We start from the raw sequence: 11,874 nt of genomic DNA, 5'->3' as shown, positions 1-11,874 counted from the left end.
TCACCGCCGCTTCGCGTTGGCGCGGTCCTGCAGGCCTTCGCCGAGCAGGCTGAACCCCAGGACGCAGACGAACAGGGCCAGACCGGGTGGGACCGAGGTCCACCACCGGCCGCCGACCACGTCCGCGGCGCCCAGGCTGATCATGGCCCCCCACTCCGCGTCGGGGATGCTGACGCCCAGGCCGAGGAAGGAGAGCCCGGCCAGGGTGAGCATCGCCCAGCCGCAGTTCAGCGGCGCGATCACCCGGACCGGGGTGAGGCTGTTGGGCAGCAGGTGCCGCCAGAGCACACCCACCGGCGACGCCCCGGAGGTGATCGCGGCGTCCACGAACGGCAGTTCCCGCAGCGTCCGCACCTCGGCGCGGACCAGCCGGGCGTACGCCGGCGCGTTCACCGCCGCGATCGTGATGATCAGGTTGATCGTGCCGTTGCCGAGCAGGGCGGCCACCGCCAGCGCCAGGATGAACGTGGGGAACGACTGGAAGATGTCGACCACCCGCATCAGCACGTCGTCGAGCCAGCCGCCGAAGTAGCCGGCGACCAGGCCGAGCAGCGTGCCCACGACCACCGCGAGCGCGACAGCGGCCAGGGCGATGCCCAGGTCGAGCCGGGCGGCGTAGAGCACCCGGCTCCAGATGTCCATGCCGTTGCCGTCGGTGCCGAGCAGGTGGTTGCCGCCCGGCGCCACCAGGGTGTTCGCCGGGTCGATCTCGGTCTCGCCCCACGGGCTCAGCAGCGGCGCGAACACCGCCACCAGTGCCACCACCGACAGGATGGTGGCACCGACGATGATCATGCGGCGGGCGAACCGGCTGTCCCGGTCGCCGCCGGCGACGACCACCGGCGTCTGTGCGGAGTCGCCGCTGACGGCGGCGCGCAACTCGGCCATCAGAGCCTCACTCTCGGGTCGAGGATCGCGTGGACCACGTCGGCGATGAGGAACACCAGCACGTAGCACAACGCGATGACCAGCACCGACGCCTGAACCACCGGGTAGTCCCGGTAGAGCAGGCCGCGCAGGGCCCACTGGCCGAAGCCCTGCCACGAGTACACGTACTCGACGAGCACTGTGGAGCCGATCGCCGTGCCGAAGACCAGCGCCGCCAGTGACGGCAGCCGGACCAGCGTCGCCCGCAGCAGGTAGCCGTAGTGCAGGGTCCGGTCGCGCAGCCCGTGCGCCTTCGCCGCGGCGTACGACTCCGAGTGCAGCACCTCGAGCGCGGAGGCCCGGACGCTGCGCAGCAGCGGCGCGACCACGCCGACCACGAGGGTCAGCACGGGCAGCACCAGGTACGCCGCGGCGGAGGCGATCGCCGGTCCGTTCGCGGTGAGCACGCCGTCGACCAGATCGGCCCCGGTGAGCGGGGTCAGGTCGGTGTCCGGGTCGACCCGCCCGTTCGGCGCCGGGAACCAGCCGAGGATGCTGTAGCCGACCAGCACCAGCACCAGGCCCAGCCAGAACTCGGGGATCGAGTTGCCGACCAGGGCGAACATCCGCACGCTGTGGTCACCGACCCGGTTGGCCCGCTTGGCCGACCAGATGCCCAGCACCGTCGCCACGACGAGCGCGATGCTCACGGAGATGACGACGAGTTCCAGGGTCGGCCCCACCCGGAGCGCCATCTCCGAGCCCACGGAGTTGCCGCTCTGGATGGAGGTCCCGAAGTCACCGGTGACCAGTCCCCTGAGGTAGTCGAGGAACTGCTGCCACAGTGACTGGTCAAGCCCGAAGCGGGCCCGGGCGGCGGCGGCGTCCTCCTCGGTGGCGTTCTGCCCGAGGATGCTGCGGACGGGATCACCCGGCAGCACCCGGACCAGGAGGAACGCCAGGACGACCACTCCGAGCAGAACGGGGATCAGCTGGAGCAGTCGCCTGACGACGAAGCGGAAGATTCGCATGGGCGGTTGACGTTCCTAGGCCGACGCGCTCAGGTAGCGCAGGCGGGCGAGGCCGTCCATCGGCTGCACCCAGCCTGCGACGGCCTCCCGGACGGGCAGGTTGAAGTTGGGCTGGCAGATGACCACCCACGGCACGTCGGCGGCGAGGATCTCCTGGACCCGCTTCCAGAGCGCGTTGCGGGCGGCCGTGTCGACAGTGGTGTGCGACTTCTCGTAGATCTGCTCGATCTCCGGGTTGCTGTAGTTGGAGTAGTTGAGGTTGGCGCCCTTGACGAAGCTCGTGGCGAGCATGTACTCGACGTCGTCCACCCAGAGCTGCCCGGAGGTGATCTGCAGCGGGATGTTCTTCTTGGTCCGCCGCTCACCCAGGGTGGCCGGGTCCAGCGGGGTCAGCTTGAGCCGGATGCCCGCCTTCGCCGCCTCGCTCTGCACCTGGACGGCGATCTTCTGCTGCTCCTCGTTGTCGGCCTCGAAGACCAGCTCGGAGTCGAGCGACGCCTTGCCGGCGGCGGCCATCGCGGCCTTCGCCTTGTCCAGGTCGTGGGTGAACGGGTAGCCGACCTCGTCGTACCCGGGCATGTCCAGCGGCACGGGGCTCTTGGCCGCGCGGGCGTCGCCGCCGTACACGTTGGTGATGATCTGCTCGTAGGGCACCGCGTAGGCGAGCGCCTTGCGCACGTTCACGTCGTTGAACGGCGCCGCCGTGACCGACATCTGGATCGCGACCTGGCGGTTGCTGGCCGCCGAGATGACCTTGATGCCCGGGGTCTTCTTGAGGTCCTGGATGTCGCGCTGGCTGATGCCCAGGGCGATGTCGATGTCACCGGCCTGGAGCTGGAGCCGCTGGTTGGAGGCGGCCGGCACGACCGAGATCCGGATGGTCGGCGTCTTGGCCGGGTCCGGGCCCGGGTAGTCGGTGTTCGCGCTGAGCTCGATCTCCTGGCCCTGGGTGGCCTTGGCGACGTTGAAGTAGCCGCCGGTCGGCGGGTTCTTCGCGAACCACTCCTTGGCCCAGGGGTCGCTGGAGCTGGCGCGCTTCTTCGCCTCGACCGAGTCGAAGACGTACAGCGAGATCGCCTGGATCTGGCGGGTGAGCGCGCTCGGGAACGCCTGGTGGAACTCCACCGTGTAGTCGTCGACGACCTTGACCTGGTCGGCGCTGGTCAGGCCGATGGTGCGGTAGACGCCCGCGACGTTGGCCTGGGCGGCGAACGCGCGGTCCTTCGACCACTTCACGTCCGCGGCCTTCATCTCGTTGCCGCTGGCGAACTTCACGCCGCGGCGCAGCTTGAGCGTCCACACCTTCTGTTCGGCGTCGGGCTCGAAGGACTCGGCGAACGTCGGGGTGATGTTCTGGGTGTCGAGGATCTGGCTGCCGCCGGCGTTGGTGACGCCGTAGTCGATCAAGTACGGGAACACGTTCTTGTAGAGCATCAACGCGGTCAGGTCGAAGCCGACGAAGTCCTGGTCCCAGCTCGACAGGTAGCTGGAGACGGCGATGCGCAGCGTCTTGGCGGCGGCGCCGTCGGACTTGCCGTCCTTGGACTTGTTGCCGCTGTCCGCGGCGCAGGCGCTGGTGGCGAAGAGGAGCGCGACGCTGCCCCCCAGCTGCAGGACGCCGCGGCGGGAGAGCGCGGGCGAGGAGGCGCCCGGACGGGGTGAACGAGCCATGAAAAGTCCTCCTAGAAGCACGAGGCAGATGGCCCGAGCAGCGGACCTACCAGGAGTTCTACCGGATTTAGCAGCAGTGAACAATAGGGTGAACGTCGTTCACCGCTCCCTCACGGACTCGGCTTGATAACGCTCCCGAACTGCGGGACAACGCACGAACTGGCGTTCACACAAGTTCACACGACCGTTACGCAGGGCCCGTCCGCCATCGGCGTCGATCATGGAGTTGCCGCCCCGGCGAACCGGACGTGGAACGCCGATGACCCCGGGAGGGACACCCGGGGTCATCGTGCGCGCGGCTGGCCGCGCGGTTCAGGGGCGGGCGGTCTCCTCGGAGGCGCCGGTGATCATCGAGACGATCTCGTTGCGGCTGGTCTCGGTGATGCCGCGGACGCCGACCTGGCGTCCCCGGCGCAGCACCGCCACCCGGTCCGCGATCCGGAACACCTGGTCCAGGTTGTGGCTGACGACGAGCACGGCGGCGCCCCGCTCCCGCAGCCGCATGATGAGCTGCTCCACCTTGGCGGTCTCGGCGACGCCCAGCGCCGCGGTCGGCTCGTCCATCAGCACCAGGCCGCTGGCCCAGTGGGTGGCGCGGCAGATCGCCACCGCCTGCCGCTGGCCGCCGGACAGGTCCCGGATCGTCGCCTTCGCGCTGGGGATGCGTACGTCCAGCGCGTCCACCAGATCCTGGGTCTCCCGGGCCATCCGGCGCCGGTCGAGCAGGCGCAGCGGGCCACGTGTGAGTTCCCGGCCCAGGAACATGTTCATGTAGACCGGCTGCGAGTCGGCCAGGGCCAGGTCCTGGTAGACCACCTCGACGCCCTGCCGGCGGGCGTCGGAGGCGTCCCGGAACGTCACCGGCCGCCCGTGCATCTCCAGCTCACCCTCGGTGGGCTGGTACACGCCGGAGATGATCTTCACGAGGGTCGACTTGCCGGCGCCGTTGTCGCCGACCAGGGCGGTGATCTCCCCGGCGGCCAGTTCCAGGTCGAAGCGCTCGATCGCGACGACGCCCCCGAACTGCTTGCGGATGCCGCGCAACCGCAGCGCCGGGGCGCCCGCCCGGGTCGCGTCGTCCTTGTGGCTGACGGTGCTCATCATGCCCTCCCTGCGCTGCGAGCCGCCTGGTTGCCGGGGCCGTCGCCCGCGGCGATGTCGTCCAGCCCGATCGGCGCCGAACCGTCGGCGGCGTACACGCCGGGCACGGCCGGAGCGCCGGACCGGACGCCGGTCACGCCTGCGGTCAGCGCCCGGGTGACGAACGCCTGCGGCCGGAAGCCGAACAGGACCGTGTCACCCGGAGCGCACCCCGGCGCCGCGGTGACGTCGGCCATCGCGTAGTAGTCGATCGCCTCCGGCGCGGGCATCTCCACGTCGACCAGGTACGCGTCGTCGAGACCACCGCCCCGGGGCACGATCAGCGCCCGGGTGCCGCCCAGGCCGAGCACCGGGTCTACGTAGAGGCCGCCGCCGAAGACGTACGCCCGGCCGTCCCACAGGTGGGACACCTCGCTGACGTAGAGCACTGCGGGCTCCTCGACCAGGTCGGTCACCGCGTGCCAGGGCGTGGTGCCGGTGAGCCCGTGGCCGGGCTCGACCTGCGTCACGCCCGCCTCGGCCAGCGTCGCCAGGATCGCCGTCGACGTCGTACCCGGGGCGTTGATCTCGACGTGGGACCGCCCGGCGGCGCGCAGCGCGGCGGCGGCGCGTTGCAGGGTGCCGAGGTTGGGCGTCGGCACCACCCGTCCGGCGGCCGTGTCGAACAACTGGGTCGGGAAGCTGGTGACACCGGCGAACCGGGCGCCGGGAAGGGCGTCGAGCCGGTCGGCGACCGCGACGATCTCGTCGGCCGCCCAGCCGCCCTCGTGGCCCCGGTAGAAGCGGTCGCCGGGCGCCGCGATCCGGGCGAGCAGCGCCTGCTCCCGCCCGGCCGCCACGCTCGCGGCCGCCGCCTCGGCGGCCTTGGTGTCGTTGAAGACCGTCCAGTACGCGGGCGCGAGCGCGGCGGCGACGGCCGCCTCGTGCCGGGGGATCTGCACCAGGTGGCCGAGGTGACCGATGCCGAGCCCGCCGTGCCGGTCGGCGAGCGCGCACTGCAGGTCGACGCCGACCGCCTCGGTGATGCCCGCGTCGCGGACCGTCCGGCAGAAGTCGGGGTTGCGCCCGACCTGCTTGGTCATCGCGTAGACCGAGAGCCCGAACCGGTCGGCCTCGTTCCGGATGGCGGCGGCGTTGGCCGCGACCGTGTCCAGGTCCAGCGCGTAGCAGTTGGCCGGCAGGTCACCACTGGCGTGCAGGCTCGCGGCGGCGGCCAGCAGGCCCGGGTTGCGGCGTCTCAGCAGGTCCAGAAACATGCGGTTGCTTCCTTCCGGGTCAGCTTCGCCGCTCGCGCAGCGAGAGGGAGACGGCCACCAGGATGATCACGCCGCGCGCCATCATCTGCTGGGACACGGACAGTCCGGCCAGGATCAGGCCGTTGTTGAGCATGCCCATCAGCAGGCTGCCCAGCACCGCGCCGATGATCGAGCCCTTGCCACCGAAGAGGCTGGTCCCGCCCACGATCACGGCGGCGATCACGGACATCAGGTCGGCCTCGCCGAGGGTGTAGCGGGCGCCCTGGAGGCGTCCGGCGTACAGCAGGCCGGCCAGGGCTGCGCACATCGCGCTGCCCATCAGCACCATGATCTTGACGCGGATCACCTTGATGCCGCTGACCCGCGCCGCTGCCACGTTGTCGCCGATGGCGAGCGTGTGCGCGCCGTACCGGGTCTGCCGCAGCACCAGGTACCCGACCACCGCCGCCGCCACCGACCAGAGCACCAGCCCGGGGATGCCGAAGATCTCGCCCTGGCCGAAGAAGGACAGGAACGCGTCGTTGCTGACCGGCACCGACTGCAGGCCGGTGACCTCGCGGGCCAGGCCGGCCACCGCGCCCATGGTGGCGAGCGTGACCAGGAAGGAGGGCAGCCGGACGAGGGTGACGAAGACGCCGTTCACCAGGCCGACCGCCGCGCCGGCGGCGAGACCGGCGGCCACGCCCAGCAGCATGCTGTCGGTCTCGCGCAACGTCACCGCGCCGACCAGCGCGGAGAGCGCGACGACCGAGCCGATCGACAGGTCGATCTCGCCGGCGGCGAGCACGAAGACCAGCCCGACCGCCATGATCGTGATGGGCGCGGTCTGGATGACGATGTTCGTGAGGTTGCTCGTGGTCAGGAAGCCGTTGCCACCCTGGGTGATGGCGAAGAACAGGAACACGACCGCGAAGCCGATGTAGACCACGTAGTCGCGCCAGTTGATCCGGCGCCAGGCCGGGACGGCGCTGGTCTTCACCGCCGCATCGGTGTGGGTCATCTATCGTCCCTCCGCTGTCTGGAAAGAGGTGTTCCGGTCCGCCGGCTCGCCGTCGTGGACGCCGGCCTCCCGGCGGGCCACCGCGATGGCGCCGAGCAGGCCGGCCCGGTCGGCGAGCTGGCTGGTCTTGATCAACGGGACGTCCGCGCTCAGCGCGGCGACCCAGCGCCGGACCGGCTCGACGAGTTCGATCCGGGAGCCGATGCCGCCGCCCAGGATCACCGCCTCCGGGTCCAGGACTGCGGTGACCGCGACGACGGCCAGCGCGATCAGCCGGGCCTCCTCGTCGATGGCCGCCAGGGCGAGCGGATCGCCGGCCGCGGCCCGGTCGAAGACGTCGGGCACGCTCGCCTGCTCGCCGCTGACCGCCCGGTAGCGGGCGGCGAGGGCGGCGCCGGCGACTGCTTCCTCCAGCGCGCCCTTCACCTGGTTGCCCGGGTCGAACGGGTCGGTGCCCAGCGGCAGGTAGGAGATCTCCCCCGCCGCGCCGCGCGCGCCGCGGACCAGCTCCCCGTTCGACACGATGCCCATGCCGACACCGGTGCCGACCGCCACGAACACGAAGTGCCGGTGGGTACGCCCGCTGCCCAGCCACCGCTCCCCGGCGGCGGCCATGTTGACGTCGTTGTCCAGCACGACCGGATGCCCCAGGCGGCGCGTCAGCTCGGCCCGGACGTCGAGGGCTTCGAGGTCGGAGACGTTCGGCGACAGCTCGATGGCGCCGGTCGACGGGTCGGGGACGCCGGGCAGGCCGATCGCGCTGGCCCGCACGTCGGACCAGTCGACACCGGCCCGGGCGGCCAGCTCGCGCAGCAGCGTGTCGATCTGCGCGGCCACCGCCACCCCGCCCCGGGGGTCGGTCGGCTGTACCTGCTCGTTCACGATGAGACCGTCGAGGTTCGCCAGCGCGGCCCGCAGCTTGGTGCCGCCGAGGTCGACACCGGCGACGTGGCCGGACGGACGCGGATGCGCGGACATCAGCCGACCGTCAGGAGTCGGGCCGGGTTGGCCGCCAGCATCTGGTCGATCGCTTCCGGCGGCACACCGAGGCGGGCGAGACCGGGCACGATCTCCCGGCCCAGGTACGAGTAGCCGAGCCGGCCGTGCGTGCGCGGGTTCAGGTACGCCTCCGCGCCGGTCAGGTCCATCGAGAGCAGGATCCGGTCGGCGTACCCGTCGCGGACCAGCCCGGCCAGCATGGCGAGCCGGGCGCGGTCGGGCCGGTGGTACGCCCGCTTGCCGAACTCGCCCTCCGGCGGGTTCTCCGGCAGCGGGGCGAGCACGAAGTCCCAGAACTGCTTGCCGAGCGTGTCGAAGGCGATGTTGACGCCGGTCGCCAGCACCGCCCGCAGGTAGTCCGGGTCGGGGTTGATGTCCAGGTGGCCGATGACGACGCGGGAGGGGTCCATCTTCTCCTCGCGCAGGATCTCGACCTGCTCCAGCGCCATGGTGCCGTGGGTGGTGTGCGTGTTCAGCGCCAGGCCGGTGGCGACGGCGGCGCGGGCGGCGGCGCGCAGGCACTTCTCCTCGTGCGCGGTGATCTCGTTCAGCCCGGTGGCCTGCTCGCCGAAGATGCCGACCTTGACGCCGGTGTCCCCGACGCCGACCGTGGCGTCGGCGACGAAGCGTTCCCGCATCTCGTCGACGCTCGCGCGCAGCGCCCAGCCGGGCGAGTACGGCTCCAGGTAGATCGCCGATCCGGCGACCACGTGCAGGCCGGTACGCAGCGCCACCTCGCGCAGCAGCGTCACGTCGTGACCGACCACCTCGTACGGGGACAGGTCCACGATCGTGCCGAAGCCCAGCTCGGGCAGGTCGCGTACCGCCCCGGCGGCGAGGTCCGCGCGGTCGTCGGCGGCGCCACCGGACAGCCACGGCCCGGGCACCAGCGCGCCGAGGTGCTCGTGACTCAGCACCCGGCCGAGCGACTCGGGAGGCACCGGTCCGAGGACTGTCTGGACGTACCCCATGTGCTTCTTCCTCTCGTCTCGCGGTGCTCGCGCACCCGGCGGTGGGCCGGGTCGCGCCCGGCGAGGTCCGGGGCCCGTTCGGGGAGGCCCCGGACCTCGCCGCCCGGCGTCAGTTGCCGAGCACCTCGGCCGGGGGCTCCTGGCCGTAGTCGTCGCGCCAGGCGTCGGCGATGTTGTCCTTGGTCGCGGCCATCGGCGATCCGACGACCAGCTCCGGGGCCTTCTTGCCGAGCAGGCCGTACGCGGCGACGACGCCCAGGTTCTCGCCGAGCCGGGTCGAGCCGTTGGCGACGATGCCGGCGACGTTGCCGCCCTTGACCATGTCGGCGGCGAGGTTCGCCTCCAGGTCGTTCGTGACGATCTTGACGTCGGTGCGGCCCTGCTGCCGGGTCGCGGCGAGCACGCCCTCGGCGGCGGTGGCCCAGGCGACGTAGACGCCCTTGAGGTCGGCGTGGCGGGTCAGCATCGCGGTGGCGATGTCCTCGGTGCGCGCCGGGTCGGAGAACCCGGCCTCCTCGACGATCTCGATGTCCGGGTAGAGGTAGCCCAGCCAGTCCTTGAACGCCTTGTCCCGCTGGTTGGTGAACCAGAAGTCGGCGTCGTGGTAGACGTAGCCGACCTTGCCCTTGCCGCCGAGCGCCTTGCCGAGCATCTCCGCGTTGGCCTTGCCGAACGCGGTCAGGTCGGCGGTCACGATGCCGACGATCTGCTCCCCGGACTTGTAGTCCTTCGGCGGGGTGGTCATCACGACGAGCTTGACGCCGGCGTCCACGGCGGGCTTGAAGGCCGCGGCCGCCGCGGTCGGGTCGACGGCGATGGTGACGATCAGGTCGGGCTTGAGCGCCAGCACGGTCTGCACGTTGTTGGCCTGCCGGGCCGCGTCGAACTCGGCGCTGGTGCTGGCGAGCACCTTGATGCCGAGCTGGTCGAACTCCTTGCGGACGCCGGACTCCACGGCCTTGGTCAGCGCGGAGCCCTCGTGCCAGACGAAGGCGGCGGAGTAGTTGCCGTCCTTGACCTTCTGCCGCTCCTCGTCGGTCAGCGAGATCTGGTCGGCGGCGGTCGGCGTCTCGCCGCCGGGGCCGACGAACGACAGGCTGGGTTCGGTACGCGGGCCGCTCGACGCGCCGCCGCTCCCGGAGGTCTCGTTCGAGCAGGCGCCGACCATGAGCGCCAGGGCGCAGAGCGCGCCGAGCGCGGCGCCACGTCTACGGCTGAGAATCATTGCTCTTCCCTTCACAGCAACGGGGTCCGGAACCGGGATTCCGGACTGACACGGGGGTCCGATGCGACCGGCACGGCACGTACGGGGGCACGCGCCGCCGTCCCTGGGGCCGGCGGCCTCTATTTCCGTTCAGGGTGAAAGTATTATCGCGGACGTCACACTCCGTCAAGAGTGCTGGTCAGAGATTCCTCCCACTCGCTCCGATCCGCCTCCATAGCGCTTGACCTGGGCTTTCACGCCCGCACGGGGCCGCGGGAGGACGGGTTTCGATGTCCGCCGGGCACCGACGCCGGATGACACGCCCCGGGTGGTTGCCGGGGAGGCGGTCCGGCTTTAACATTCGGTCGGAAAGAAAATCGGCGGAGGTGGGCGTGGAATCTCGAGCACCACGGGCGGCGAACCGTTCCACAGTGCTGGCCCACGTGCTGACCCACGGTCCGGTGAGCCGCACGGCCATCGGCCAGGAGACCGACCTCTCCCCCGCCACCGTGTCGCGGATCGTGGAGCAGCTGCTCGACGAAGGGCTGCTGACCGAGACCGACGGCGCGCCGACCACCAGCCGGGGACGGCGGGCGACCCAGGTCGCGATCGCCGCCGGACGCGGCGTGGTCTGCGGCGTCGACGTCGGCGGCTCCAACGTCCGGCTGGTGGTCGCCGATCTCGCCGCCCGGCCGCTGACCGGCCGGACAGTGCCCACACCCGCCCACTACGACGCGCCCCGGCTGGCCCAGTGGCTGGCCGACCTGATCATGCGGACCGTCGGCGCCGACCGGGAGCGGCTCGACTGCGTCGCGGTGGGCCTGCCCGGCGCCGTCCGGCAGGGCGACCGCGCCGTCTCCAACGCCCCGAACCTGCCCCAGGTGGAGGACCCGCTGTTCCTACGGCTGCTGGAGAAGCACCTGGGCGCCGCGGTCGAGGTCGACAACGACTCCAACTACGCGCTGCTCGGGGAGCTGCGCTTCGGCGCCGCCCGGGACGCGCAGACAGCGGTGATGCTCACCATCGGGGCCGGACTCGGCGCCGGCGTCGCCATCGACCGCCGGCTGTTCCGGGGCCGCAGCGGCCTGGTCGGCGAGTTCGGCCACCTGCCGGCCGGCCCGCTCGGCGCGCCGCTCGAACGGATCATCAGCGGGTCCGGCATCCTCGCCCGCGCCCGCGAGCTCGGCCTGTCGTTCGACAACGCGGCTGACGTGTTCCGCTCGGCCGACCCGCGCCTGGCGCCGGTCAAGCAGTACGTCGAGCAGGCGCTGCTGGTCGTCCTCACCGCGGCGGTGGTCGCCTACGAACCGGAGGTGATCGTCCTCGGCGGCGGCGTCTCCCACGCGCTCACACCCGACCTGGTCCGGCTGCGCGGCCGGCTGCACGAGATCGTGCCCGCCGCCGCGGCGACGGTGCACGGCGCGGAACTCGGTGACCTCTCCGGCGCGCTGGGCGCCGTGGTCGCGGCGCTGCACACCGCGTACCGGCGGCTCGGGCTCGCCGAGGCGGACCTCGCCCGCGTGCCCCAGCCGGACGCCCTCGCCGGCTGCGACCTGCCGGCCCTGGCCGACCGCGCCTGAGCAGGCGGCAGCGTCCCCGCCGGGCGCCGCTGTGAGCGTTCACCCGGCGGCCGGCCCGCTCCCTTTCCGGAACCGACCGGTTGAACATGTTATCGATAACCTGCTATGTTCCGGCACGGGAGCGAAGGGCACGCTCCCCGTCACCCCCGCAATCGGCACGGCGCACGAGGGCCCCCCTCGCCGTCCGGCCGATC

General features: G+C 71.7%; 10 protein-coding genes. 1 reads left to right on the top strand and 9 read right to left on the bottom strand.

What is annotated here, in order from left to right; genetic code table 11:
* From AMK25_RS07200 to AMK25_RS07160, 9 genes are all read right to left on the bottom strand, one after another.
* Entirely contained in the window at positions 1-888 is an 888-nt protein-coding gene (locus AMK25_RS07200; protein ID WP_073827349.1) for an ABC transporter permease, read from the bottom strand.
* The gene (locus tag AMK25_RS07195) at positions 888-1,898 is read right to left on the bottom strand and encodes an ABC transporter permease (protein ID WP_073827348.1); all 1,011 of its coding nucleotides are present in this window, start codon (positions 1,896-1,898) and stop codon (positions 888-890) included. The genes AMK25_RS07200 and AMK25_RS07195 overlap by 1 nt, the downstream gene beginning before the upstream one ends.
* Before the next feature lie 15 nt (positions 1,899-1,913).
* Complete coding sequence (locus tag AMK25_RS07190; RefSeq protein ID WP_073827347.1) at positions 1,914-3,569, bottom strand: ABC transporter substrate-binding protein; 1,656 nt, start codon at positions 3,567-3,569, stop codon at positions 1,914-1,916.
* Between the two features lie 312 nt (positions 3,570-3,881).
* On the bottom strand, positions 3,882-4,670 hold the full coding sequence (locus AMK25_RS07185; RefSeq protein ID WP_073827346.1) for an ATP-binding cassette domain-containing protein: 789 nt from the start codon (positions 4,668-4,670) through the stop codon (positions 3,882-3,884).
* Entirely contained in the window at positions 4,670-5,926 is a 1,257-nt protein-coding gene (locus tag AMK25_RS07180) for an alanine racemase (RefSeq protein ID WP_073827345.1), read from the bottom strand. The genes AMK25_RS07185 and AMK25_RS07180 overlap by 1 nt, the downstream gene beginning before the upstream one ends.
* Positions 5,927-5,945: 19 nt before the next feature.
* Positions 5,946-6,926, bottom strand: coding sequence for an ABC transporter permease (locus tag AMK25_RS07175; RefSeq protein ID WP_073827344.1), 981 nt, complete (start codon positions 6,924-6,926; stop codon positions 5,946-5,948).
* Positions 6,927-7,904: an ROK family protein gene (locus tag AMK25_RS07170; protein ID WP_073827343.1), complete on the bottom strand. Its 978-nt coding sequence runs from the start codon at positions 7,902-7,904 to the stop codon at positions 6,927-6,929.
* Positions 7,904-8,896 carry a phosphotriesterase family protein gene (locus AMK25_RS07165; protein WP_073827342.1) on the bottom strand — a complete coding sequence of 331 codons (993 nt, stop codon included), beginning with the start codon at positions 8,894-8,896 and terminating at the stop codon, positions 7,904-7,906. Before AMK25_RS07165 ends, AMK25_RS07170 begins: the two co-directional genes overlap by 1 nt.
* A gap of 109 nt (positions 8,897-9,005) precedes the next feature.
* Positions 9,006-10,121 carry a substrate-binding domain-containing protein gene (locus AMK25_RS07160; RefSeq protein WP_073827341.1) on the bottom strand — a complete coding sequence of 372 codons (1,116 nt, stop codon included), beginning with the start codon at positions 10,119-10,121 and terminating at the stop codon, positions 9,006-9,008.
* 371 nt (positions 10,122-10,492) lie between these two features.
* Here AMK25_RS07160 and AMK25_RS07155 point away from each other — a divergent pair, with 371 nt between their 5' ends.
* A complete protein-coding gene (locus AMK25_RS07155; protein ID WP_073827340.1) occupies positions 10,493-11,680 on the top strand; it encodes an ROK family transcriptional regulator in 1,188 nt (395 codons plus the stop codon).
* Positions 11,681-11,874: the final 194 nt, after the last annotated feature.

The organism is Micromonospora sp. TSRI0369, assembly GCF_001905625.1.
In the GTDB taxonomy this organism is placed as follows: domain Bacteria; phylum Actinomycetota; class Actinomycetes; order Mycobacteriales; family Micromonosporaceae; genus Micromonospora; species Micromonospora echinospora_A.
The sequence above is the reverse complement of the archived record's forward strand: the minus strand, read 5'-3'. Positions and strand labels throughout refer to the sequence as shown.

What these genes read in the sequence shown, in the direction of transcription:
- AMK25_RS07200 (WP_073827349.1), bottom strand. Translation starts at nt 888, where the DNA reads ATGGCCGAGTTGCGCGCCGCCGTCAGCGGCGACTCCGCACAGACGCCG.
- AMK25_RS07195 (WP_073827348.1), bottom strand. Translation starts at nt 1,898, where the DNA reads ATGCGAATCTTCCGCTTCGTCGTCAGGCGACTGCTCCAGCTGATCCCC.
- AMK25_RS07190 (WP_073827347.1), bottom strand. Translation starts at nt 3,569, where the DNA reads ATGGCTCGTTCACCCCGTCCGGGCGCCTCCTCGCCCGCGCTCTCCCGC.
- AMK25_RS07185 (WP_073827346.1), bottom strand. Translation starts at nt 4,670, where the DNA reads ATGAGCACCGTCAGCCACAAGGACGACGCGACCCGGGCGGGCGCCCCG.
- AMK25_RS07180 (WP_073827345.1), bottom strand. Translation starts at nt 5,926, where the DNA reads ATGTTTCTGGACCTGCTGAGACGCCGCAACCCGGGCCTGCTGGCCGCC.
- AMK25_RS07175 (WP_073827344.1), bottom strand. Translation starts at nt 6,926, where the DNA reads ATGACCCACACCGATGCGGCGGTGAAGACCAGCGCCGTCCCGGCCTGG.
- AMK25_RS07170 (WP_073827343.1), bottom strand. Translation starts at nt 7,904, where the DNA reads ATGTCCGCGCATCCGCGTCCGTCCGGCCACGTCGCCGGTGTCGACCTC.
- AMK25_RS07165 (WP_073827342.1), bottom strand. Translation starts at nt 8,896, where the DNA reads ATGGGGTACGTCCAGACAGTCCTCGGACCGGTGCCTCCCGAGTCGCTC.
- AMK25_RS07160 (WP_073827341.1), bottom strand. Translation starts at nt 10,121, where the DNA reads ATGATTCTCAGCCGTAGACGTGGCGCCGCGCTCGGCGCGCTCTGCGCC.